This window comes from Marinobacterium profundum, assembly GCF_001528745.1.
Taxonomy (GTDB): Bacteria; Pseudomonadota; Gammaproteobacteria; order Pseudomonadales; family Balneatricaceae; genus Marinobacterium_A; species Marinobacterium_A profundum.
This window is the reverse complement of sequence record NZ_BCNS01000002.1, coordinates 1-23,070: the sequence shown is the minus strand read 5'-3', so window position 1 is coordinate 23,070 and position 23,070 is coordinate 1. Positions and strand designations below refer to the sequence as shown.

The following is a 23,070-nucleotide window of genomic DNA, read 5'->3' as shown; positions in this document are numbered from 1 at the left end:
GCCATGAGATTGGAGAACGAAAGCTCGGCATGAGTCGATCCGTGCGCGCAGCGCTTAATCCTCCGCCATGGGATAGCCACCGATGGCGTTTTGTTGCTGCGGATTCATCGGGTGAGTGGTGGGGCTATCACGTTGCCCCTAAACTCCTTCCCCCGTGGGGATGGGATAAGCCATGGTCCTGCTGTCGCATCGCCAAAGGCATGCCATTCGCTAGCTGGGACGAATCGCTGATGGAGCGCCCATGAAAAACACCCCCAGAGTAATCGGCATTGACCCCGACCTGGACAAGTCAGGCGTCGGTATCACCGAAAACGCCCGGCTGGTGGACCTAAAGAGCCTGCCATTCTTTGACTTGATTGAATTTATCCAGGCTGAGCACGCCGCCGGATCTGCGTTTGTGCTGGAAAACGTGGAAATCAACAAACCGATATTCGTCAAGGCGGTTGCGGGTGGCAGTCCTGAGTCCAAGCGCCGTCAGCGGGAGAAAATCGCCCAAAATGTGGGTCAGGTTAAGGCCATCGCGCGCCTGTTGCATCATTACATGATCCGTATCGGCGCCACTTGTACGCTGGTTAAGCCGATGACCGGTACCGCGAAAGTGGTTAAAAAAGATGCGGTGATGTTTAAAAGAATCACGGGCTGGCAGGGCCGCAGTAATGAAGACACCAGGGACGCTGCCATGCTGGCACTATATGGAGTGGCCGGAGGGGTTTATGCAAAAAAATAGTGGCCCACCACTACAGATCACAGTTCCAGAATTGGCCGGTTGTGGTCGCTGCCGCCAGACTGGGGTAGAAAAACCGTTCCTATACGAAATGGTGTGCGATGACTGCGGCGGATCCGGCCGCGTGAATAAGGCGACAGGCGAAAGGGTACCCGATGATATTATGCTGGTGGCCATGCGTAAGGAGATATCCAGGCTGCAGGGCGTTATCGCCGATTTAAAGCGCAAGGATCCGGATGAGTGCCCCATTTATGGTCCGCTTAAAAGGCGTGGTAATGGCGCCTGGCGCGGCGACTAGATTATATTTTGATTATCGTGTCAGATGGTTTGACGGTTAATTGTCGTCGCTATAGACTCGGTTTTGTGTAGGGCATGTTGTGTTTCTCGCCGTGAGGCGACAGGTTCCTTTATGGAGTAATGCAGATGAGATCCGCACCTTCGGGCCGTAAAACTCAGTTGGCGTTAGTCGGGAATAAACCCCCGGTTTCAGCTGGTTTTTCCGGCCCTTCTTTTTTGCCGAAAGCAAAACCCTCTGATTATATAAAGCCCGCATTACCGTTGATCAACCTATGCCTGCAAATGCAAATAGCATTCGCAGCACCTTGGCTCGCATTCCTTTTGAAGCAGGAGACTAAACGTGGCTGAAGTACTGACCGCTAATGCGGTAATTACATTGATGTATGCGCTGTTTGCATTATTCGCCGGCTGGCTAGCGCTTCGTGCGCTTGATGTTCTGGGTGGTGTGGACTTTAAAACAACTGCCTGGAGGATATCCAGTGAACCGTTATCTGCAGCTATTTATTTTGGTGCTCGCTTTATCGGTGTCTGCCTGCTCATTGGCCAGGTCGTTTCCTGACAAGTACGACGCGGATATACAGCAGGCCGGTAAGCGATACCTGCCGAGTTATGACTGGCAGCTGTGGAAAGCGCAGCTGTTCCAGGAAAGCCGCCTAGATCCTGCTGCCGTATCACCGGTGGGCGCTGCAGGCCTGGCGCAGTTCATGCCTGCGACCTGGGCGGAAACCACCCGGCAGTTAGGCATGGGGCAGATCAGCCCGCACCTGGCGAAGCAATCCATCATTGCTGGTGCCTATTACCAGGGCAAGCAGATCAGGATCTGGAAAGCCCCGCGATCAGCTGAAGACAGGTACAGCCTGGGGGCGGCCAGTTACAACGCCGGCGCCGGCAACATCATTAAATCGCAACGGATGTGCGCTGGCGCTAATGGCTACGCCGATATCATCCGCTGCCTGCCCCAGGTCACCGGTAAGCACGCCACTGAAACCACCACCTATGTGCAGCGCATCTGGCGCTACTGGTCACAGATGATGCTCAGCCGGGGCCCGCAGTGATCCGCGCTTTGTTGGTCGTGATTGTCGTTCTGTTCGGCATCGCCGCGACATCGGGATACCAGGCAGTGAGGGCTAACCAGCAAATTGGGAAGCTGGAAGCGGCACTGAGCACCGTTGCGACACAGTACGGCCAGGCTCGGGAGCGTTACGACCAGCTGGACGCATTAACCGCAGAACGACAGGAGGCCCAGGCCCATGAACGCAACCGCCTACAACGCCAACTTGCGGCCCTGCGCAATGCGCCGGCTGATGAATGCACTGATCGCCGTGTGCCTGCTGCTATTGCTGACATCCTGCGCAACGGCATTGCCGGTGGCGCCTCTGTGCCCAGCGGTGCCGGCCGTGCTGCTGAATCCAGTCCAAGCCCCTGAGCTCGGCACTGATCCGAGTTGGCGCGATGTGGCGCTGTATGCGGCATCCATGCGCAGCGCGTTACACCAGTGCAACGTCGATAAAGAACAGATTCGCGATTGGAGCGCTCGCTCAGCTGAGCAGTAATACCCCCCCAGGCATCTGGTCCGGAATGGAGGACAAAAAATGGCACGGACAGTGATCAATCATAGCTGCGAGATGTGTGGAGCCGTCCGCCAGGTGAGCCCGGATAAGCTGGCGAAGGGCCTGCAGCGTGTTTGTCGTAAGTGCCAGGGTAAGTCTGCTGCCCATAAGCGCAGTGTCGCTATGCTCGCCCGGGGCGGCCCCCGCCATGTAACCTATGCCGCCTGTTCGTATTGCAAACGCGACTATCAGATGGCCGCCATGGATGACGACGGCCTGTGCAGTGACCGCTGCCGCACTCAGGATGCAAAGCAAGGCTCAAGCGCGATGGATCTGTATCGCATGGCGCTGTTTGGGGTGAGAGCCCCGCAGGCCTGCAGGCCGAGCGGAACCGATCGCAGACCTGCAGAAGCGCCAGTACCAGTACCACCAGCAGGCACCAGGCCAGCAGCAGTAGGCCATCGACACCAGCACTAGCGCTAGCAACCCTGCGCCCTGCGGATCCGCTTGAGACCAGCAGCAACAAGCCAACAGCAGTACCACCAGCAGCACCAGGCACTAGGCACTAGTGCCAGCAGATCCGTTCGAGCGCCGCACCTCAGCCCAGGCAGCAGTACCACCAGCAGCACCAGTACCAGCACTAGCACCAATGCCAGCAGCACCAGCAGCAGTACCAGTCGAACCGGATCTGCTCGCGCGCCTGAAGCCACCGCCAGTAGCACCACTATCAGACACTACCGGACCAGCGGATCCGCTCGAGCTCAGCACCAGGCGGCTGAGCACCTGCAGGCACCAGCACCAGCCCACACCAGCCACCCACCCCCTACTAGGTTCTTCCAGCCACCCCCCCTATGGCGCGAGGGCGTAGACCCCCGGGGTTTATAAACTCAGCGGATTTTGGAGAGTTGATAGATCCAAGGCGCACCAGGGCCCGCCCAGGCTGCCTCCCTGGCCTTGCAGGCTTCTGCCGACCCCGATCGAGCCCCCGGATCCGGGCTCAACAGACGACACGGCAGGCCCCGGTTAGCATGGCAGCATTGGATTGTTGGGTGGTGAGGGCATGGCGAACGCGAGCAAGAATCATAAGGGTGGCCAGTCGGCCGGCGGGGTAGGGACGATCACCAATGGTCAGGCCCTGGCGCGAATGCTGGGTGTTAGTCGCCACAGTGTGACGGGGTACGTAAAGCGGGGCATGCCGATCTACGACAACGGCGGCCCGCGTGACGCCCCGCGCTACGACTCGGCGATGTGCATCCGCTGGCTGCGGGACATGGAGGTGCAGAAATCCACCGGCAACAACACCGACGAACTGAATATTGATGAAATTCGCCGGCGCAAAGAGTTGGCGCTGATGAAGAAAGAAGAAATCGGCCTGGCTGTGGTGGAAGAACGCTATGGCGATATCGAAGCCATTATGGACGAGCTCGGCGAAGCGCTGGCCACCATCCGCGCCCATCTGATGGCCCTGCCAAAGTACGCCGCACAGCTGGAGCACCAGGACGCGCTGACGATTGAAAAACGCCTCGAAGAAGAGGTGTACCGCATGCTCGAAGAGCTCGCCGACTTTACTGTTGATGATGACGACGACAGCGAATCCCACTGAGCCGCTGCATTTCCGTGCGCTGCGGAATCTTCGCCGCCGCCTTGAAGATGTCGTAAAGAGCAGTCTTAAACCGCCACCCAAGCTGGATATGCCTGAGTGGGCGGATACCTATCGCCACCTGCCCGATAACTCGGCCGAAGCAGGCCGGTGGCGTACCTCGCGCGTGCAGGTTGCCCGCGAACCGATGGAGTCCATCACCCTGCCCGAAGTGCAGGAAGTGACGGTAATGTGCTGCATCCAGCTGATGAAGGCGTTGGCGATCGATACGCCAATTCCGACGCCTGCAGGTTGGACGACCATGGGCTCGCTCCATGTCGGTGATCGGGTTTTCGGTCGTGACGGCAAGCCTTGCCGGGTGTTGGCAAAGTCCGACATCAAGACGGCAAACCGCTGCTTCCGGGTTGTGTTCTCCGATGGCGCCGAGGTTATAGCGGATGCCGGTCACAAATGGCTGGTGGATGATAGCCGCAACCGCACATCTACCCAGTGCACGCGTGTCACCAACACGCTGGAGATCAGCCAGACCTTCAAGTCGGTACTCAGTGACGGGCGCCTGGCAAACCGATACGCCATTCCCGTTGCCGATCCGCTCGAACTGCCGGAAGCGGATCTTCTAATCGCGCCATACACCTTTGGCGCCTGGCTGGGTGATGGTCACAGCTATTCGTCGCGCTTCACCAATCACGCCAAGGATCATCAGATCATTGACGAGCTCATGGCTGATGGTTATGCGGCCGAGCTGAAATCAGAAACGGCGACTGGTACCCGGGAATGGTTGATTAGCACAGTCCGCCCGACTGACGAATGTCCCTATGGTCACCCACTGGAACCGGGCCGCCGCTGCCGTACCTGCGCGAGCCTGCGCTCGAACCCAAGACGGCAGAATCCGCAGTATTCGGATCGCAAAAACAAGCGGATGCACCAGCTGCTGGTTGAGCTGAACGTGCTGCAGAACAAGCACATTCCCGCCCTTTACATGCGCGCCAGCCACCGGCAGAGGCTCGAACTGCTGCAGGGGCTAATGGATACCGATGGCACCATTTCGAAGCAGGGGAATGCCAGCTTCTGCTCGAAGGATGAGCGCCTTGCCCTGCAAGTTGTGGAGTTGCTGCGCAGCCTCGGTTTTAAGCCCGGCGTGCATCGAACCCGGGTTGCTTATCACGTCAATTTTGTCGCCTACGCCGACACCCCGATATTCAAGCTGCACCGCAAGCGAGCCCGGCAGAAACCGATATCAGCGAAGACGCGGGTGGGTGAGACGAAGCGCCGGCGGATCGTTGATGTGGTTGAGGTGTCGCCGGTACCGGTGCAGTGCATTGCAGTGGACTCGCCCGATCACCTGTACCTGTGCGGCGAAGGAATGATCCCGACTCACAACACAGAGTTGATGATCAACGCGGCGCTGTATTTCATCCATCAGGAGCCTTCGCCCATCATGTATGTGGCGCCGAAGAAGGAAACCGCGGAGGCCTGGTCGAAAGAGCGCTTTATGAAGTCGGCGATGGCCACGCCGGTCACCCGTGATGTTTTCAGCAGCAACAGGCGCGGTGAAGGCAACACCATACTGCAGAAGCAGTTCCCAGGCGGGCAGATATCGATCGTTTCAGCCCGCAACCCGACGGATCTGGCGATGCGCGCCTGCCGCATCATGCTGTTTGACGAGTGCGACAAGTACCCGCTCAACGTGGGTGCAGGCGAGGGCGGTTCGGGCGGTGAGGGTGACCCAATCCAGGTGGCCTGGGGCCGCTCGACCACCTACGGCAAACGTGCCAAGAAGATCACCGCCTGTTCGCCCACGGTGGAAGGCCGCTCGCGTATCCATCAGGAATACCTGAAATCGGACCAGCGCGAATATCACCAGCCCTGTTCACACTGCGGCCACAGCGAGGTGCTGAACTGGGAAAAGCACGTCCATATTCCCGAAGACGACAAAGGCACCAAGCTGCCCGACGGCGCCGTTATTATCTGCCATGAGTGCGGCAGTGAATGGACCGAAAGCGACCGCTTCCGCTCGATCGCCGAGGGTTGCTGGATCCCTAAGCGCCCGGAAATAAAGCACCACCGCGGCTACTGGGCCAGTGCCTTTGCCAGCCCCTTTACGCCCATCACGACACTGGCGCGTGAATACGTGGATGCGCTGGATAACCCCCAGGCCATGAAGGCGTTTATCAACACCCGCATGGCGCAGGTGTACCGCGAGATCGGCGAGGCGCCCGATTGGCAGCGCCTGTATGAACGCCGCGAAAGCTATGCCCCCTGCACGGTACCGAACGGCGGCCTGATGGTGACGGTAGGCATCGACGTGCAGAAAGATTATTTGATTTACGAAGCCGTGGCCTGGGGGCGGAAAAAGGTCAGCTGGTCTATCGATATCGGCGTTATTGACGGCCATATCTCCGAAGATGCCACGCGCGAGAACCTTAGCAAGTTTATGGAAACCCGCTATACCAATGCCGCCGGTATCCCGATGGCGATTGAACTGGCCCTGATTGACTCATCCAACGATACCAGCGAGGTGTACAGCGCCGTGGCGCAGATCGGCACGCCGCGCCTGCGGGCCATCAAGGGCCAGGGCAACCTGACCACCATTGTCGGCACCCCCAAGCCGGTGCAGATCGATATTAACGGCATTCGCCGCGATGGTGGCATCAAGATGTGGCCACTGGGCGTGAACGTGCTGAAAGAGCAGCTGTACAAGTGGCTGCTGCTGCCGCGCCCCACAGATGAGCACCTGGCCGCCGGTGGTGAATGGCCCACCGGGTACTGTCATTTCCCTGAGTGGGGTGATGACTACTTCAAGCAGCTTACCGCCGAAATACTCATCGAGCGCTCGGATTCAAAAGGGTTTCTGGTGCGCAGCTGGGAAACCATCCGCGACCACAACCATTATCTTGACTGCCGCGGCTATGCCCGTGCTGCCGCTTCGATGCTGGGCCTTGACCGCATGGCGGATGAAGACTTCAAAGAGCGCGAGAAACACTACGGCGCTACCAGCAGCCGCCCGCCTGATGCGCTGTCGCCCGACTTGCCCGCAGAGCCAGAGCCCGCTCCAGAAGCCGAACGCCCGCGCAAGAAACGCCCCGCCAGGTTCTTCAAGAAGGGCCGCTAACTTGTTTTCGACCGCGTTAACCGGAGCATGAGTCGCTATTACCACCGCCATAACCCGGAGCATTGCACTATGGAGCTAACCCCAGAACAGATGGCTGCCGTTTTCAATGCCTGGGCAGAGCGTTTCGCCGATGATCCGGCAGCATTTGATGACATTCTGGATGAGGACGGCATCCCTGTTGAAGACTACGGCGACCGCTGTGCGGCCTATTTCAACCAGCTGGCTTGCGAGCTCTTTGGCGTATGAGTTTCTTAAAGTGGTTCATCAGCCCGCCGAAGGCGGATAGTCCTGATGGCGACTCCCTGCTTTCTGTGCGTCCGGGTGATGAAGCCAGTTCGACTGTAGGCGCCTGCGGCACGCCTGGCTGCCAGCATTTGACAGAAGCATTCCCGGGCTACCGGATCTGCGCTGCGCGCCGACAGCGCGCCGAACAGCCCTCGCTAATGCCCCCGCGCAAGTCCAGGGAAGAGCGCGGCCTGCCGCCCAACGTGATACCCGACATTGCTGATGATTCCCTGGTGATCGTGCCGCTGGCGCTGCTTAAGGATTTAACCCGCATGGCGGATGCACTGGAACGCATTGAGAAATTGCTCGCACCGCCACCGCCCAAGCCGCTGGGGCCCATGGGGCCGCCCAGGTAAATTGTCGAATACCGGACCTAAATAGCCCATGAGCACATTCACACTTGATCAACTCGCCAGCCTGAAAAAAGCCTATGCCCGCGGCGTGCTGCGGGTGCGTGAAGGCGACACCTGGGTGGAATACCAGTCCATGGTGCAGATGCGCCGTGCCATCGCCGACATGGAAGCCGAGTTGCAGATCGAGAGCCCCCATAAACCGCGCGGCTCGCGCCGAGTAAGGTTTAGCCAACCACGATGAATTTAATAGACCGCTGGTATGAAATAACCGACCCGAAAAAAGCCCTGTCCCGGCAGCGCGATCGCGTGCAGCTGGATATGCTGCGCGCCTACACGGCAGCGAATCCGGATCGATTGAACGGCAGCTACAGTCGCCGTAAAACCCGCGGCTCGGACGAAGTGGCCCGCGGCCACACCCCGCTTGCGGGCGGCGCCCAGGAACTGGTGCGCAACACTGCCATCGGTAACCGCATTAAAGCCGTGATCGCCACCAATATGATCGGCACCGGCATCAAACCCGATTATGTGGGCGGCGCCAAGCGCCCGACCCAGCGCTACAAAGAGACGTTCGATGCCTGGGCGAACTCCACTGCCTGTGACTACGAGGGTCACAACAACCTGTGGGGTCTGCAGTGGCTGTGGGCTGCCACCGTCGTAGAGTCGGGCGGCGTCTTTGTGCGACAGATCATAAACAATGCCTTGGCGTTCCCATTGGTACTGCAGACGCTGGAACAGCAGTTTCTGGATGAATCCCGCTCCGGCCAGGTTGATGGCGGCGAAATCATCAGCGGCATCAAATATTCCAGCGAAGGCGAGCTGCTGGGCTACTACCTGAAAACCAAGTTGGTGAGCCAATTAACCCGCGAAGAAAGCCAGTTCTACAGCGCCGATGATGTGGTGCACATCTACCGCAAGGATCGCGCCGGGCAGCATTTGGGCGTGTCCTGGCTGCATCCGGTCGCCGATCTGATACATGACCGCCAGGAATGGCGCGACGCCTCCCTGACACTGCAGCGCATGGCCGCTTGCATGGGCATTATCATCAAGGAAGCCCCCGGCGATATGGGCCTGAAAACGGCCGGCACCCCGCTGCGTGATGAAGCTGGATTGCCGTACACCGAGCTAGAGGCCGGCATGATCGCCTATGCCAGTTCAAACACCGATATCACCACCGTCACACCGCCCAATGTTTCTAGCGGCACCGAGTTTAACTCTGAAGTGCTGCAGGACATTGCCGTCGGTGTAGGCGTGACGCGCGAGCAGATTACCGGCGATTTCAGCCAGGTGACCTGGGCCAGTGGCCGCCTGGCCCGCGGTGAATTTTACGCGAATCTTGATCGCTGGCAGCTGTTCATGATGCTGCCTGGTCTTAACAAGGTTCACGATTGGTTTGATGGCATATACGCCGTGAAAGTCGGCAAAGTCGGCGTTACTCGCAGCTGGATACTGCCACACCGTTCGGCGGTCAATCCCAAGGAAGAGCTGGATGTGGATATCGCCAAGGTGCGCACCTGCGCCATGACGCCCCAGCAGTTCTCGGCCAAACACGGCGGCAAGTTTGAAGACATCCTGACGGGCTGGCTGGAAGCCAAAGCGCTGTTTGGAGAAATGCCATTCGATCACGACCCAAGCCAGTTCAGCAGCGCTGGCAATCAGCTGGACGATAACGATGCCGCCAGCGCCAATTCAAATGGCAATGCCCGCATCAAAAAGAAAGCCAAGGCAGACGACAAGGGCGCGAACGAATAGAGACTGTACAAATATACAGTCCACTTGTTTTCGACCGCCCCACAGCGAGAATTGAGGCAACAAGACGGGGACATTATGGCGACCAGAAAAGAAAAGATGCCGAGCCTGAAAGGCGCCGCGTTCTTCCGGCCAGAAACGGTCGACCGCGAGAATATGACGGTCGAGATCGTATTCACCACGGGGGAGGCCGGCCTGCGTCAATCCTGGTGGTCTGACCCTTACGAAGAGAGCCTGCGCGTTGATGATAAATCGATCCGCCAGGAACGCCTGAAAAAGGGCCTCAGCATTCTGGACAGCCATAACCGCTATGCCGGTATTGGCGCCGTTCTGGGCGTCACCGAAGATTACCGCATCGAGAAAGGCCAGCTGGCGGGCACCTGTCGGTTCTCGAAGAACCAGCAAGCGGTATTTGATGACGTAGCGGATGGGATTCTGCGCCACGTATCCCTGGGGTACCGCATCCACGAATACAAGGTCACCAAGCCTGGCAAAGACACTGCCATTGAGCAGCGCGAAGCGATCGACTGGGAGCCGCTGGAGCTCTCGATCGTGCCGGTCAGTTTTGAAACCACCAACGGTACCCGCGACGCAGAGCGCGCAGGCGCAGAAACCTACGATGTCACATTAACGCAAGAGGAAACACCGATGACCGAAGAAGAACGCGCTGCCGCTGCTGCCCTGAAGGCGCAGCAGGAAGAGGCCAACCGTACCCAGCCCGCCGCACCTGCCGCTCCAGCCGCACCCACTGTGAATGCGGACGAAGTGCGGGGCGAAACCCGCGCGCAGCTGAAGCCGATGCTTGAAGCTGCTCGCGCCGCAGGCCTGGACGATGCTTTCGCTACTGATGCCTTCGCTGATGGCACTGGTATTGATGCCTTCCGCGCCCTGGTGCTCGATAAGATGGCCGAAACCCGCAAAGCCGGTGGTGTGAAATCCTTCGCAGTAGATCCTTACCTGAAAAGCGACGGCCGCCGCGATGAGGGTGAATCCCTGATTCGTTCGGCTGAAGAAGCAATCATGGTGCGCGCCCGGGTGAAAGGCGCCACGCTGACCGAAGGCGCCCGCGAGTTTTCCGGCCGCTCCATGATGGAGGTGGCGCGCACGCTGCTGGTAGCCCAGGGCGTGAATGTGCGCGGCCTGTCGCCGCAGAAAATCGCCACCCGTGCGATGCACTCGACCAGCGATTTTCCGCTGATCCTTGAAAACGTAATGAACAAAAACCTGCTGGATGCGTATCGCGAAACACCGCGTACCTTCATGGGTCTGGGCCAGGCGAGCACCGCGAACGATTTCCGCGAGAAGCACCTGTATCGCCTGGGTGACGCGCCCAGCCTGAAACCACTGAATGAAAACGGCGAATACCAGGCCGGCACCTTCAGTGAGGCGAAAGAGCGTTACGCCATCGATACCTTCGCGCGCAAAATCGCTTTCACCCGCAAGATGCTGATCAACGACGATATGGGCGCGCTGGATCGCATGCCGCGCATGTTCGGTCCGGCTGGCGCCCGGTTGGAAAACGATATCGTTTGGGGCCTGTTGCTGAACTACGACTTTATCAACAACAAAGCCGGCAGCGTACTAATGGAAGACGGCAAGGCGCTGTTCCACGCCGACCATGCCAACCTGCTGACCACCGGATCCGCCCTGAGCAAGGCGTCTCTTACTGCGCTGCGCAAACTGGGCCGCAAGATGAAGACGCTGGACGGCCAGTTTATGAACGTCGAGTACAACGCCATTGCGATACCGGAGGATCTGGAAACCACGGCGGAAGATCTGCTGTTGCCGCGCATCGTGGCCGCCAAAATCGAAGATCAGGCGCCGCGCCAGAAAATGGACATCATCGTTGAGCCGCGCCTGGCCGTGGTCGATACCGCCGCCTGGTACGCCTTTAGCGCCATGATGGACACCTTCGAGTACGCCCACCTGGCGGGTGAAGAGGAAATGTACACCGAGGTGAACACCAACACCGACGTGGACGGGCTGGAAGTCAAAGTACGCAAAGACTTCGGCGCAGGCCTGGTGGATTACCGCGGCATGGCTAAAGCGACGGGCGCCGCATAACGCGGCGTTAACCCCTCTTCTTTTCGGAGTAGCACAGCATGAAAAATTGGACATCCAATGGCGAGATCGTCACCTTTACCGCACCTGCCGGCGGCGCTGTCTCTGGCACCCCGCTGGTGGTGGGTTCGCTGGTGGTGATTCCGGCATTTTCCGCCGCCGCCACCTACGAGTGTGAAGGCAATACCTGCGGCGTTTATGAGTTGCCGAAGAAGTCCACCGACACCCCTGCCCAGTTTGCCAAGGCGTACTGGGATGAAACCAACGGTGAAGTGACCACCACGGCTACTGATAACACCCTGATCGGTGTGTTCATGGATACCCTGCTCACCGGTACCACGGTGGCGGAAGTGCGACTGAACGGTGTCGGCATCTAATGTCCCTGCTACGGGAAATCATGGGGGAGGCCATGGGCGTCGTTACCGACGTTCTGGGCTCCCCCTGTGTGTTGACCAACACCCTCACCCTGGAAACCATCACGCTGAACGCGATCGTCCAGATCGGTGTGGAAGTGTACGAAAATCACGTCTTTGCAGGCATCGCCACCACCGCTGTGATCAACAAGGCCGACGCCAGCCCGATGCTGTCCGACACCCTGCTGGATACCGAAACCAGCCTCAGTTACACGCTGGTGGGCATCAAGGAAGAGACGGCATCTAAGACAGAATTCATTCTGAGTGCTGATTAATGGCTGTCTTCCATGTTTTGGTCCCGCGCGATCTGGATCCGCTTATCGGCAAGTTTCGCCGCCGCGAGCTCCAGGCGAAGGCGGAATTGTCGAAGGCGATCAACAAGGCAGCCCGCGAAACCATCAATCTCACCACCGATGAGTGGAATTCCTACTTTCAGCTGCCCCGCGGTTATATCGACGGTAAGGTAAAAATCGTCTCGGGTTCGACCCCAGGCCGCATGCAGGCCAAGGTCTGGGCCCGCAACCGAGGCACCCGCGCCAATAACTTTCGCTATGCCGCGCAGTCAGGCCGCAAGGGCGTGATGCTCAATGTCGTGAAGGGCAGGGGTGGTGGCGTGATCAAAAACGCCTTTGTCATTCCACGGGTGAAATCAGACGGCAAGCCGCTGATCGTTGAGCGCCTGCAGAAATATCAGAAAGGCGAAAGCCGAGGCTTTAGTCGCGCCAGCAAAAACGGGCTGCGCTTCAAGGCGCTGTACGGCCCCTCAGTTAACCAGCATTTCCATGATTCCCGCTACCGCGTAGCGCCCCAGGCGCTGAGCGCGGCCAAACAGCAATTCCTGCAGGCGATGCGCCAATGAATACTCAAGCCGATGCGCTGGTGGCGCTGAACGCCGTGAAAGCCATGCTGGCGACCATCAGTGTCGCCAATGGCTATAACTTCGACCCCACTATCAAGCAGGGCTGGCTGCAGCACCTGTTCCAGGCGCGAGCCCGTATCCCATTCAGCTTTCCGGTGGTGGCTTATCGGCCTGAATTGAGCGCCCCCGATGGCGAGCGTACCGGCAACGCAGTCGTGACCGATCGCATCACTCTGGTGCTGGACTGCGCCATCGCGGTGAAAGACACCGATACCCCGGTGGAAGACCTGTTCAACTTGTTGAAAGACGTGCGGCGCGCACTTGTTTTCGACCCGCATAAAAACAGAATGGGTATCAAGAAGATCACTTTTCTGGAATGCCCATTTGACGTGCCGGAAGCGGGTGATGAATACGCATTCTTTTCGCAGAAGATCAGTTTCGAGGTTACAGAACAATATGCTTAAACCCGTCGGCGATAACATCATTCTTGAAGTCATCGAGCAGGAAGCGGTGAGTGCTGGCGGCATTGTTCTGCCCGGCACTGCGGTTGAAAAGCCCCACCGTGGTCGCGTACTGGCCGCCAACCCAAGCTATTACACACCCACCGGCGCCTTTCGCACCAGTGAGATAGCACCTGGTGATGTGGTGCTGTTCGGCAAGACGCACGGCACCGAGGTCAAGTTTGAAGGCAAGCCGTACCTGGTGATCAGTGAAGAATTCATCCTGTGCAAGGAGCCCATCTGATGAGCGAAGCAACCCCGAAAGCCCCGGACAGCAAGACTAAATCGGTAACCGTCATCATCGAGGGCGGCGTTACCCATCAGGGTAAGCATGTGCCCAAGGGTAAAACAATCAACTGCACCGCTGCTCAGGAAGTCATCCTGAAAAAGCACGGTGTCATCTAACCGCTGAGGTGCACTGATGGCCGTTATTCAAAATGAGTTTTACAAGGGCAAGGGTACCGGATACCTGCGCAACAAAGCGGGCTCGCTGGGCTTCCTGCCGATCGGCAACGCCTCCGCCATTGACCTGGCGTTCGCCTTGGCGAAACAGGAAATGCAGGATTACGAAAACCAGGGTGGCGGTACCGCTGACTCCATTAGCTCCATCGAATCTGTGTCTGCGTCTATCACACTGCTCAACCTGAACCCGGAAAACATCGCCCGCGTAACCGCTGGCGCTTCTGTCGCGGTGGCGGGTGGCGCTGTCTCGGCTGAGGTTCATACCGTGGCGTCTCAGGGCTCGTTCGTGAAGTTTCTGCAGGTGCCGGATACGGACGCGACCATCACCGTCACCGGCCCAAGCGCTACACCGTCCTATGTGGAAGGCACCGATTACGAGATCCGCAACGGCGGTATCCTGATTCTTGAAGGTGATATTGCCGCCGCCGCAGGCCTTGAAATCACCTATACCGCGCTGGCATCCCGTACCGTTGAAATGCTCACTGAAGTGGGCGGCGAGTACGAGTTTTACTTCGATGGTTTGAACGAAGCTCGCTCCGGTAAGCCGGTGTTGTTGACCGCCCACCGCGTGAAGATCAACCCAACCACAGCGCTGAAGATGATTTCGGATGACTTCGCCGATGCGCCCTTCACGATCGACCTGCTGCGTGACAACACCATCACCGGCTCGGAAAAATCGAAGTACGTGAAAATCGAAATGGCGGGCTAAGCCCACCCGTCCCTCGGTAATCATGAGGATAAGGGCCGCCGCGTGCGGCCTTTTTTGTAACCTGAAGGCAGTGGTCAATGGCTGAAAAGAACAAGGACATTATCGAGCTCGTCATTGAAGGCACGGATGAATACTCCGATGTCTCTGAGGCCGTGCGCGCTGAAATGTCGGCCCTGGCCGAGAAAACCAAAGCCACGCGATCTGAGTTCGATAAGTTAGAGCAATCCCTTGATCTAGCCGACACCTACCGCGCCCAGGAACAGGAAGTCAGCCGCCTGGCCCAGGCCCAGGCCGAAGCCAAGCTGGAGGTTGACCGCCTTACCAAAGCCAACAAGGAAGCCCGCGGCGCCAATGTCGATCTGGTGGCCCAGCTTGCCAAAGCCAAGGCCGAGTTCGGATCCTTGCGCACTGCCACAAACAAGGTACAAAAGGCTTTCGACGGCACCAAGGATTCCATGCGCCGCTATGGCGTTGATCTTAAAACCGTTGAAGCCAATCAGGACAGCTACCGTCAGACCGCCGAACGCCTCGCTGTCGAGCTCACCGATCTGAGCGTGGTGCAAACCCGGCTTGTGCAGTCCGCCCAGGCAGAGGCTGACGCGGTGCGGGAGTCTACGGTAGCCAAGGCGAAGCAGGCCGAGGAAGAGCAGCGGCTGATCGGGCAGAAGAAGGCACAGCTTGTCGCCGACCAGGCGCTCGAAGAGCAGCAGCGCCGCACCGCCGAGCAGTCGCTGCAGTATTCGCGCACGCTCCACGCGCTGACCGAAGAGCTCCGTAGCGGCAATATCAGTTGGGAGGATTACAAGCGCCGTGTCACCGAGGCGGGCCGCGCTACCGAGCTCAGCCGCACGCAGGTGGCGAAGATCAACCAGGCGCTGGACGATCGGGCGGTTGCCGCCCGCAAGGCGGCAGAAGCCAGCGCCCGGCAGGCCGAGGAAGAGCGTCGCGTTGAGCGCGCTACGCGCGAATACCGCCAGGAGCTTGAAAAGCTCGCCAATAGCTACCGTCAGGGCAAGGTATCGGCCGAGGCGTTTGAGGTTGGTGAGCAGAAACTGCGCAACCGGCTGAAGCTCAGCGAGGCGCAGGTAAAAGCCACGCGTCGCGAATTGAACGCCTACACAGAGGGCGTGATGGTACTGGCGCCCGTGCAGGACAAGGCGACAGCGTCAACCGGCCGATTGGTCAAGGCCGCCAAGCAGCTGGCGGTGGCCTATGGCGCCCTGCAGGCCGCTCAGGCCTCGGCGCGGCAGGTTGTGGAATCGGGCAAGGCCTATGCCACCACCGAGAATGCCATGCTCGGCCTGGGCAAGACCACCAACCTGACAGCGTCCGAGCTGCAGGGTCTGGCCGACACAATGGAGCATCTGTCGTCCAATGTGACGCCGACCACCAAGGAAGAACTGCTGAAAGTTGCGGAGGCTGCCGGCCGCATGGGGGTGCAGGGGGCGGATAATATTCGCGCCTTCACCAAGTCGATCGACGCACTGAGTTCCGCGACCGGCATTGCCGGCGATGATGCCGCCCAGAGTATTGCGCAGATCCTCAATGTCACCGGCGAAGCGCAGAAAAACGTGGTGGGCGTGTCCGCCGCCATTGCGGAGCTTGGCAACAACACTGCCACCACTGAAGAACAGATCATTCACTTCGCTAAGCGGCTGGCGTCTGATACCGCCACCGTCAAGTTGACCTCCGCCGAAGTGCTGGGCCTGTCTGGCGCGTTCGCGGAGATGGGGCAGCAGGCCGAAGGTACGAGTACGGTCGTTGGCAGAACCTTCCGCTACATCGAGGATGCGGTGAAGGGTGGCGGCAAGCCACTGGAGGACCTGATACGCCTCACGGGCAAGACCCACGAAGAGCTGCAGAAGGCCTTCGGTGAAGACAAGGTAGCGTTGTTCGGTGACTTCCTCGAAGGCCTGAATAGCTTGCAGGACGGTGGCCAGACGCTGAACAGCATACTGGATCAGCTGGGCATCAAGTCCGACGAAAACGCCCGTATTCTCGGCCTGCTGTCGCAGCGTTATGAAGGCGTAACCACCAACGTGGATCTGGCCAATACCGCCTTTGAGAAAGGCACGGCGCATTTCGCGGAAATGGCGAAGAAGGCCGCCTCGCTGGAGTCTGGCTTTGATCGCCTGCAGAACCGCGCCAAGGCTCTGCAGGAGAAGATCGGCGAAGCCTTCTCCGACGATCTATCCCGTGCCATGAATTCCACGCTTGAGGATAGCGAAGACCTTGACGAAGCCTTTGCCGAACTGGGTGAAGGGCTGGCCGATGTGGCAGAACTGGTGGTGGACTTTGTTGGCACACTCGACAATGTGTTGTCCATATTCGGAGCCCTGACCGGTGACGTAGGCCTGCTTGACGTCGCCCTGGCAGCCGTGTCGCTGGCGTTTGATGGCATTTCGGTTGTGATCAACACAGTCACGAAGGCTATTGCTGAGCTCGGGTATGTCTGGAACAAGTTCACCGGCGACACAGAGGATATGGAGCGGTGGAAAAAGGTCTGGAACGATGCCAGCGACAGTGTGGAGAAATCCGTAAAACGGCAGCGGGACTCGATTGAGCGCCTGTCCGGTGATGCCTCTCGCGCCTACCAGGACCTGCGTGACACCTACAACGAGAACCGCGAGGCGCTCGATGATCTGGACGAAGAGCAGCGCCAGGCGGCAGAAACGATTCTCAAAAGCACCGGGTATCTCGAGGGCAACGACAAGGTTTACCGGCAGCTGACCCGCGCAATTCAGCGCGCAGCCCGTGAAAAGCAGATCTATACGGAATACACCACCGACGAAAACGAGGAGATAAAGAGCTCCGTCGCGCTCATGAAGGCCCAAGGCATCGAGGAAGAGGAGGCGATCCGCCGCGCCAAGGAAAAGATCGCTGCTAAGCGCGAAGAAGCGGCAGCGACCGAGGAAGGTCAGCAAAAACAGAAGGTCGCCACGGAAGCGGGCACTCAGGCCATTAATGCCCAGGCGGACGCTTGGAAGATCCTCAAGCTCGATGTGGCTGAGGTCACCAACTCCGTCACAGAGCAGGGCGGCAAGTCTGCCGAGGCCTTCCAGAAGATTGCTGAGTCCGGCAAATACAGCGCCGAAACCATCAAGGCGGCTTTCGGCGCCGCTCTGGATAATGCCAAGACGGCGGCTGACGTTGAGTTGCTCATCGAAACGCTGAACAAGGCAGGGTTGGCTGGCGTAGCGTCGGCTGAAGAACTGCAGAAGGCGCTGGAGCGCGTGGGCGCTGCAACCACCGATACCGTCAATAACGTCGTTCAGGCCCAGTCGAAAGCCTGGAAAGCCCTGGGGCTAGATATCAACGAGGTCACTGATGGCATTACTGATCAGGGCCGCGAAGCCGCCGATGCCTTCCTGTTGCTGGCGTCTGAGGGTGAATACAGTGCCAAGCAGATCAGCCAGGCGTTTGACTCTGCGTTATCTAAAACCCGCACCAAAGCCGATATAGAGGCGCTGATCGTGGCCCTGGAAAAGGCGCGCAAGCAGGGCGTGCTGACCGGCGATAGCTTCAAGGTCGCCTTCGATGCGGCCAGTGACAAGATCAAGGGCGTTAAGCGCGACACCAAAGACGCCACCGATGAAGTGGACGACTTCAACGACACCCTGAAAGAAACCGGCAAAGTCGGCAAGGGCGCCATTGGCGAGCTGACCACGGCGATAAGGTCGCTGATCGAAGAAGTGCAGAAGCTGCAGCAGGGCTACGAAAAAGCCGCTGAGTCCGCCCAGAAAATGACCGACGCCGCCAATGGTGACGGTGGTGGTGGCGGCCGCAGTGATTCCGGCGGATCCGGCAGATCCACTATCAAACGCGGCAAGCTCGGTGCTGCCCAGCGCCAGGAACTGCTGGAAACCGGCGATCGTCTGGCGGTGGAAATCTACGACGAGCTCATAGCTGGGCTGGCGCAAAAACTGGAAGGCAAGGTGCTGAGCCCGTATGACGATACCGTTGTCTCTGAGCCCAAGCGCCTGGCAGAGCTGGCCAGAAAGCAGGCGGCGGCCAGCAAAGCCCCACCCAGTGGTTTTGGCCGCCAGACTACCTCGCCCGCCCAGCAATCTGTATCTCAGGTGGTGCGGATGGAGTTCGTCCGTGGTGGCCGTACCTACGGCTTCGATACCGACAATGAAACCACCATAGCCTTTCTCGATACTCTGGCCGAAGTAGGAGCCATCACGCGATGACCGTTTCCCTCGCCGGCATTGAGTTGCCGCTTGATATGCAATGGACCGACGAATTCGAGTGGACCCCGGTGCGCCAGCAAGAAGAGGTATCACTGACCGGTGCGCTGGTGGTTGAAGAGGCTGCCCAGACCAAAGGCCGCCGCATCACTCTTGAGGGCGGGCAGAACGCCGCCTGGGTCACCCGGGCGACGGTTGAAGCTCTGTATGCGCTGGCGCAAACCCCAGCCACGCCCCGCACCCTGGTGTTCCATTCGCGGACTTTCACCGTGCTGTTTCGTCACCGCGAAAAGGCGATTTCTGCCGCCGAAGTGAGTCGCCAGCGCAACCCAGGCGCCACCAACAAATACACCCTGAGCCTGCGGCTGATGGAGGTAGCGTGACCGAGCAAACACCGATGGATCATATAGTCGCCTTGACGGGCCAGGTGGGCGCCCTGCGCGCCACCATTGATCGTAGTGAAGCCGATCGGCTTGAGGCGCAGCAAGTACAGCAGCAAACGCTGCGCTGTTTGCGCGCCCTTGAAGTTCGTCTGGACGCCATGCCGGATGTTGAGCACGCCGATCATCACGATTTTATTAAAGTGCTGGTGGCCGAACGTCACCGCCGCCAAGAACTTCGCGACGCCGTAATACACAAGCTCGCCACTGGCGGTGCCTGGTCCGCTGCCGCAGCGCTGGTGTGGTTTCTCTGGCGCGCACTGTCGCACAAAACAGGCACTAGCTGAGGTAAGCAGTAAATGACCATTTTAGAATCCGATATCAAACTCATGGCCTCCGAGCGGCTGCTGGACGTAGACGATGGCGGCGGTCTGATGAGCGCCGTGGAAGTGGTGGATGGCGTGGTGAACAACCTGTTCCCGGATATCAGCCGCCTGGATCGCACCTATGGCCGCGTTAACCTGCGCAAGGCCTATGCGGCGGTGCGCACGGCTAACAAGGATATGTATTACGGCAGCCACGCCATCATCACCGATGCCCCGGACGACGGCAAAGTCTCGGTGGTCATGTTCACCACCGGCAGCTATACCGACGAGCGCGCCCAGGCGCAGGACCGGATCGAAAGCTATGTGGTGCAAGGGCCCGAGTCGCGCTATGTGCTGCTGGGTGACCAGCTCATCGGCCAGCGCCTGATCACCGTCTATGCCCGCCTGGATGCCGAGAGCCCGGAGGTGGGCACCGTTTACCTGCTCAGCAACGAGAGCAGCACCGGCACCATCATCGGCGAACAGCAGTATGTGCGTGTTAACGACGTGAGCGGCGAGATCCGCGAGTTTGAAGATTCAAATGGCGTATACAGTCGCCAAGTGTTCACGATCGAGATCGGCAGCGCGCTACGCCGCACATTTGATGGCCCCGATACTGCTCTGCGCATCAGCAAGCACGGTAGCCCCACATTGCTGCGCACCACCCTGGTGGCCGATGCGTCAAAATATTTTGGGGTTGTACCTTTGGCAGACGCCATCGCGCCGGGGGATCTGAGCATCAAGGCCGAGAGTATCTATGGTCAGCTGGTACCTGCTGCTACGGTCGAGAGTCCGGTGGTGGATATCCAGGCCGGCGCCGATCGGCTCAACGTGCAAGCGGCCAGTGCCAGCAGCTATAGCATCACCTTGGCCCGCGCCACCACAATGGGCTTTGGTCGTGCGGTAACGCCCGGCACTATGACCGCGACCTGGTATGCAAAGCCCTTCACCGCCACATTGTATTACGTCACCGCGACCGATGACGGAGTAGGTAACCTGGTTGTAACCACGGTACACCCCCAAGGCGGCGCAGCGATGGGTGAGGTGGTGGCCTCGATCGATTATGCCACCGGCACTCTGACCGGCGTTAAGGCGCTGGGTGAAACACTGCAAATAACCGCCATCCCAGGTGTTGCCATTTACGATGTCGCCCACACTGCCGCCGAAGCTATCGAGTTGTCGAACCGGGGCTATAACTACGTCAAAACCCTGCGGCCGATCCCGCACCCGGGCACCCTGACCGTTGACTATATGGTGCTGGGCAAGTGGTACCGGATGCGCGATCGTGGCGATGGCGTGCTGGAAGACGACAGCGGTGGAACCGGAACGATCGATTACGTTACCGGCTCAGTGGTAGCGACCTTGGGTGCGCTGCCAGACACCGGCAGCACTGTGATCTACACCTGGGCGACCAAGGCCCATTACGAGATCCGCGATACCGACACCGAGATCGAGCTGCCCACCATCACCGCCACAGTGTCGGCAGGCGATATCCTGCCGGGCAGCCTGGTGATCAGCTGGGAGTCCGGCGCCGTCACCAAAACTGCAACCGATGACGGCAACGGCAATATCACCGGCGACGGTACCGGTCGCGTGATTTATGGCCTTGGCCAGATCGGCATCAAGCCGACCCTGCTGCCCGACAGCGGCAGCCTGCTGCAGATCGATTACGACAAGGGTACCCAGACTACTGCGTTGCTGACCCCGGGCCTGACCGGCAATGACGCCACCTTCACCCTGGCCAACGCCCCGGTGGAGCCGAAAACCTTTGTCGCCAGCTACGACAGCACCCGTACCGTGCGCTATTACCGCGGCACCAAGGAGCAGACCACCACGGTGCGCGTCACCGACGATGGCGCCGGCAACCTCAGCAACGGCGGCACCATCAACTATGCTACCGGCGCTGTGGTCATGCCGGTACGGGCGGCTTACGACCTCGATACCTACATTGTCAGCAGCGGTACCGGTAGCGACGGCAGCTGGGGCAACCTCACCCAAACCAGCATTTACGGTGGCTCGGTGGAGGTTAAATACAACCAGGACAGCGTGGCGCCGATCGCCCAGTCCGAAACCGCCGCCTTGCCGTCGATCACCTTCGATCTGACCCCGCTCACCACCCGTAACATCATGCCTGGCAGCGTCGAATTTTTGTGGAATGGCAAAACCTACATCGACCGCGAAGGTACGATTTATACGGACCTTAACCGCGCCAGCGGCGCCGCCACCGCAGTTGGCCTGATCGACTACGAAACCGGCCAGGTATCGCTGGATGAATACAACGGCGGTGCCAATACCGTCGCCATGAAAAGCCTGCTGGTCACCCGGGGCGCCTGGACGGCAGACAGAATGTTCTTCCGCACCCCAGGCGCGCCGCTGCGCCCGGCATCCTTCTACCTGCGTGCCACCCAGCCCGATGGCACCGTGGTGAGCGCCACCGGATCACTGAATGGCGAGCTGAACCAGGACGGCATCACTGGCACCATCAGCTACCAGACCGGCGTGGCCGATGTGACTTTCGCCAGCGAGATCCTGCCCTTTACCGCCAAGTTCAACGCCGTGGTGTACAGCATGATGCCGCTAGACGAGGCCGTGCTGGGGCTGGACCCGGTACGCCTGCCGATCGATGGCCGCGTGCCCATCATCCGCAACGGCGACGTGGTTGTGGTGCACAGCACCCAGTCGCAGACCCTCAGCAGCCCGCTGTCCGCCGGCGAAACCGCCGCGCTCAGCCGTAACGAACTGGCCAGCGCCACCCTCAAGGACCAGGTCGGCACCCTGGTGGACCCGGGCCTGTATACGGTCAACCGCGAAACCGGCGTCATCACCATGGCCACGCCGCTGGACCTGAGCGCCTACACCGAGCCGCTCATCGCGACCCACCGCATTGAAGATATGGCGCTGGTGAACGAGGCCGAGATCAACGGCACCCTGCGCCTGGTGGGTGCCATCCCGCGCACCTACGACCCGGCCGATACCTACGTTTCCAGCGCGCTGATCTTCGGCGATATCGGCGCCCGCGTGCACCACCTGTTCAGCCAGACCACCTGGACCAGCGTCTGGGCCGATGCCCGCATCGGCAGCAACACCACCGCGCAGTACAACGACGTTTTGTACCCGCCGCAGACCGACAACAATAACGCCATCCGTGAGCGCTGGGCGCTGATATTCACCAGCTCATCGTCGTTTAACGTTGTGGGCGAAGTAGTGGGGCAGATAGCGACAGGCAGCACAGGCTCTGATCTGGCTCCCATCAATCCGGTGACAGGGGAGCCTTACTTCACCCTGTATGCCGCCGGCTGGGGCTCAGGCTGGGCCAGTAACAACGTGCTGCGGTTCAACACCGATGCGGCCCACGCGCCCATCTGGATCGCCAGGACAACGCTCAGTGGCTGTCTCTTATACACCTCTCCGAGCCCACGAGACTCCTGAGCACCTCGTCTTCCGTCTTCTGGTTGAAAAAAAAA

Annotated in this window: 25 protein-coding genes; 24 read left to right on the top strand and 1 reads right to left on the bottom strand. The window is 59.5% G+C overall.

Features of this window, described 5'->3' with window-relative positions; all coding sequences use genetic code 11:
* The first annotated feature begins 241 nt into the window (after positions 1-241).
* The 6 genes from MPRO_RS00330 to lysC all read left to right on the top strand — a co-directional run bounded on the left by MPRO_RS00330 (position 242) and on the right by lysC (position 2,574).
* On the top strand, positions 242-727 hold the full coding sequence (locus MPRO_RS00330) for a hypothetical protein (protein WP_067285759.1): 486 nt from the start codon (positions 242-244) through the stop codon (positions 725-727).
* Between the two features lie 121 nt (positions 728-848).
* Positions 849-1,022, top strand: coding sequence for a hypothetical protein (locus tag MPRO_RS00325; RefSeq protein ID WP_158651698.1), 174 nt, complete (start codon positions 849-851; stop codon positions 1,020-1,022).
* A 339-nt stretch (positions 1,023-1,361) separates the two neighbouring features.
* On the top strand, positions 1,362-1,580 hold the full coding sequence (locus MPRO_RS26260; RefSeq protein ID WP_245634998.1) for a hypothetical protein: 219 nt from the start codon (positions 1,362-1,364) through the stop codon (positions 1,578-1,580).
* Positions 1,561-2,076, top strand: coding sequence for a transglycosylase SLT domain-containing protein (locus MPRO_RS00320; RefSeq protein WP_245634997.1), 516 nt, complete (start codon positions 1,561-1,563; stop codon positions 2,074-2,076). The genes MPRO_RS26260 and MPRO_RS00320 overlap by 20 nt, the downstream gene beginning before the upstream one ends.
* Positions 2,073-2,447 carry a hypothetical protein gene (locus tag MPRO_RS00315; protein WP_067285757.1) on the top strand — a complete coding sequence of 125 codons (375 nt, stop codon included), beginning with the start codon at positions 2,073-2,075 and terminating at the stop codon, positions 2,445-2,447. The genes MPRO_RS00320 and MPRO_RS00315 overlap by 4 nt, the downstream gene beginning before the upstream one ends.
* Entirely contained in the window at positions 2,344-2,574 is a 231-nt protein-coding gene (lysC, locus tag MPRO_RS26620) for an Rz1-like lysis system protein LysC (RefSeq protein ID WP_439646775.1), read from the top strand. The genes MPRO_RS00315 and lysC overlap by 104 nt, the downstream gene beginning before the upstream one ends.
* A gap of 476 nt (positions 2,575-3,050) precedes the next feature.
* On the opposite strand, the gene MPRO_RS00305 is transcribed toward lysC, so the two are convergent.
* Positions 3,051-3,281, bottom strand: a complete 231-nt coding sequence (locus MPRO_RS00305) for a hypothetical protein (RefSeq protein ID WP_158651697.1) — start codon at positions 3,279-3,281, stop codon at positions 3,051-3,053.
* Between the two features lie 350 nt (positions 3,282-3,631).
* Between MPRO_RS00305 and MPRO_RS00300 the strand changes: the two genes are divergently transcribed.
* The 18 genes from MPRO_RS00300 to MPRO_RS26680 all read left to right on the top strand — a co-directional run bounded on the left by MPRO_RS00300 (position 3,632) and on the right by MPRO_RS26680 (position 23,035).
* Complete coding sequence (locus tag MPRO_RS00300; protein WP_158651696.1) at positions 3,632-4,174, top strand: terminase small subunit; 543 nt, start codon at positions 3,632-3,634, stop codon at positions 4,172-4,174.
* On the top strand, positions 4,146-7,283 hold the full coding sequence (locus MPRO_RS00295; protein ID WP_158651695.1) for a terminase gpA endonuclease subunit: 3,138 nt from the start codon (positions 4,146-4,148) through the stop codon (positions 7,281-7,283). The genes MPRO_RS00300 and MPRO_RS00295 overlap by 29 nt, the downstream gene beginning before the upstream one ends.
* Positions 7,284-7,352: 69 nt before the next feature.
* On the top strand, positions 7,353-7,529 hold the full coding sequence (locus tag MPRO_RS25595; protein WP_158651694.1) for a hypothetical protein: 177 nt from the start codon (positions 7,353-7,355) through the stop codon (positions 7,527-7,529).
* A complete protein-coding gene (locus tag MPRO_RS00290) occupies positions 7,526-7,924 on the top strand; it encodes a hypothetical protein (protein ID WP_067285750.1) in 399 nt (132 codons plus the stop codon). Before MPRO_RS25595 ends, MPRO_RS00290 begins: the two co-directional genes overlap by 4 nt.
* Before the next feature lie 28 nt (positions 7,925-7,952).
* Entirely contained in the window at positions 7,953-8,162 is a 210-nt protein-coding gene (locus MPRO_RS00285; RefSeq protein ID WP_067285748.1) for a phage head-tail joining protein, read from the top strand.
* Complete coding sequence (locus MPRO_RS00280) at positions 8,159-9,670, top strand: phage portal protein (RefSeq protein ID WP_067285744.1); 1,512 nt, start codon at positions 8,159-8,161, stop codon at positions 9,668-9,670. Before MPRO_RS00285 ends, MPRO_RS00280 begins: the two co-directional genes overlap by 4 nt.
* Positions 9,671-9,745: 75 nt before the next feature.
* Complete coding sequence (locus MPRO_RS00275; protein WP_067285742.1) at positions 9,746-11,731, top strand: prohead protease/major capsid protein fusion protein; 1,986 nt, start codon at positions 9,746-9,748, stop codon at positions 11,729-11,731.
* A gap of 38 nt (positions 11,732-11,769) precedes the next feature.
* Positions 11,770-12,105 (top strand): DUF2190 family protein, encoded by a 336-nt coding sequence (locus tag MPRO_RS00270; RefSeq protein ID WP_067285741.1) that lies wholly within the window; start codon positions 11,770-11,772, stop codon positions 12,103-12,105.
* Positions 12,105-12,416, top strand: a complete 312-nt coding sequence (locus MPRO_RS00265) for a hypothetical protein (RefSeq protein ID WP_067285740.1) — start codon at positions 12,105-12,107, stop codon at positions 12,414-12,416. The genes MPRO_RS00270 and MPRO_RS00265 overlap by 1 nt, the downstream gene beginning before the upstream one ends.
* On the top strand, positions 12,416-13,000 hold the full coding sequence (locus MPRO_RS00260; protein ID WP_067285739.1) for a hypothetical protein: 585 nt from the start codon (positions 12,416-12,418) through the stop codon (positions 12,998-13,000). The genes MPRO_RS00265 and MPRO_RS00260 overlap by 1 nt, the downstream gene beginning before the upstream one ends.
* Positions 12,997-13,464: a hypothetical protein gene (locus MPRO_RS00255; protein WP_067285738.1), complete on the top strand. Its 468-nt coding sequence runs from the start codon at positions 12,997-12,999 to the stop codon at positions 13,462-13,464. Before MPRO_RS00260 ends, MPRO_RS00255 begins: the two co-directional genes overlap by 4 nt.
* The gene (locus tag MPRO_RS00250) at positions 13,457-13,744 is read left to right on the top strand and encodes a co-chaperone GroES (protein WP_067285732.1); all 288 of its coding nucleotides are present in this window, start codon (positions 13,457-13,459) and stop codon (positions 13,742-13,744) included. Before MPRO_RS00255 ends, MPRO_RS00250 begins: the two co-directional genes overlap by 8 nt.
* A complete protein-coding gene (locus MPRO_RS25590; RefSeq protein WP_158651693.1) occupies positions 13,744-13,905 on the top strand; it encodes a DUF7210 family protein in 162 nt (53 codons plus the stop codon). Before MPRO_RS00250 ends, MPRO_RS25590 begins: the two co-directional genes overlap by 1 nt.
* Before the next feature lie 16 nt (positions 13,906-13,921).
* Complete coding sequence (locus tag MPRO_RS00245) at positions 13,922-14,671, top strand: phage tail tube protein (protein ID WP_067285731.1); 750 nt, start codon at positions 13,922-13,924, stop codon at positions 14,669-14,671.
* A gap of 77 nt (positions 14,672-14,748) precedes the next feature.
* Complete coding sequence (locus tag MPRO_RS00240; RefSeq protein WP_067285730.1) at positions 14,749-18,864, top strand: phage tail tape measure protein; 4,116 nt, start codon at positions 14,749-14,751, stop codon at positions 18,862-18,864.
* On the top strand, positions 18,861-19,244 hold the full coding sequence (locus MPRO_RS00235) for a hypothetical protein (protein ID WP_067285728.1): 384 nt from the start codon (positions 18,861-18,863) through the stop codon (positions 19,242-19,244). The genes MPRO_RS00240 and MPRO_RS00235 overlap by 4 nt, the downstream gene beginning before the upstream one ends.
* A complete protein-coding gene (locus MPRO_RS00230) occupies positions 19,241-19,588 on the top strand; it encodes a hypothetical protein (protein ID WP_067285725.1) in 348 nt (115 codons plus the stop codon). The genes MPRO_RS00235 and MPRO_RS00230 overlap by 4 nt, the downstream gene beginning before the upstream one ends.
* A gap of 12 nt (positions 19,589-19,600) precedes the next feature.
* Positions 19,601-23,035 carry a hypothetical protein gene (locus MPRO_RS26680; protein ID WP_067285723.1) on the top strand — a complete coding sequence of 1,145 codons (3,435 nt, stop codon included), beginning with the start codon at positions 19,601-19,603 and terminating at the stop codon, positions 23,033-23,035.
* The last annotated feature ends 35 nt before the right edge of the window (positions 23,036-23,070 follow it).

Bases quoted from the DNA above. Each gene is read 5' to 3' on its own strand.
- MPRO_RS00275 (WP_067285742.1), top strand. From the start codon at position 9,746: ATGGCGACCAGAAAAGAAAAGATGCCGAGCCTGAAAGGCGCCGCGTTC.
- MPRO_RS00330 (WP_067285759.1), top strand. From the start codon at position 242: ATGAAAAACACCCCCAGAGTAATCGGCATTGACCCCGACCTGGACAAG.
- MPRO_RS00250 (WP_067285732.1), top strand. From the start codon at position 13,457: ATGCTTAAACCCGTCGGCGATAACATCATTCTTGAAGTCATCGAGCAG.
- MPRO_RS26680 (WP_067285723.1), top strand. From the start codon at position 19,601: ATGACCATTTTAGAATCCGATATCAAACTCATGGCCTCCGAGCGGCTG.
- MPRO_RS00270 (WP_067285741.1), top strand. From the start codon at position 11,770: ATGAAAAATTGGACATCCAATGGCGAGATCGTCACCTTTACCGCACCT.
- MPRO_RS00265 (WP_067285740.1), top strand. From the start codon at position 12,105: ATGTCCCTGCTACGGGAAATCATGGGGGAGGCCATGGGCGTCGTTACC.
- MPRO_RS00300 (WP_158651696.1), top strand. From the start codon at position 3,632: ATGGCGAACGCGAGCAAGAATCATAAGGGTGGCCAGTCGGCCGGCGGG.
- MPRO_RS00255 (WP_067285738.1), top strand. From the start codon at position 12,997: ATGAATACTCAAGCCGATGCGCTGGTGGCGCTGAACGCCGTGAAAGCC.
- MPRO_RS00290 (WP_067285750.1), top strand. From the start codon at position 7,526: ATGAGTTTCTTAAAGTGGTTCATCAGCCCGCCGAAGGCGGATAGTCCT.
- MPRO_RS25590 (WP_158651693.1), top strand. From the start codon at position 13,744: ATGAGCGAAGCAACCCCGAAAGCCCCGGACAGCAAGACTAAATCGGTA.
- MPRO_RS00240 (WP_067285730.1), top strand. From the start codon at position 14,749: ATGGCTGAAAAGAACAAGGACATTATCGAGCTCGTCATTGAAGGCACG.
- MPRO_RS00280 (WP_067285744.1), top strand. From the start codon at position 8,159: ATGAATTTAATAGACCGCTGGTATGAAATAACCGACCCGAAAAAAGCC.
- MPRO_RS25595 (WP_158651694.1), top strand. From the start codon at position 7,353: ATGGAGCTAACCCCAGAACAGATGGCTGCCGTTTTCAATGCCTGGGCA.
- MPRO_RS00260 (WP_067285739.1), top strand. From the start codon at position 12,416: ATGGCTGTCTTCCATGTTTTGGTCCCGCGCGATCTGGATCCGCTTATC.
- MPRO_RS00245 (WP_067285731.1), top strand. From the start codon at position 13,922: ATGGCCGTTATTCAAAATGAGTTTTACAAGGGCAAGGGTACCGGATAC.
- MPRO_RS00235 (WP_067285728.1), top strand. From the start codon at position 18,861: ATGACCGTTTCCCTCGCCGGCATTGAGTTGCCGCTTGATATGCAATGG.
- MPRO_RS00285 (WP_067285748.1), top strand. From the start codon at position 7,953: ATGAGCACATTCACACTTGATCAACTCGCCAGCCTGAAAAAAGCCTAT.
- MPRO_RS00295 (WP_158651695.1), top strand. From the start codon at position 4,146: ATGATGACGACGACAGCGAATCCCACTGAGCCGCTGCATTTCCGTGCG.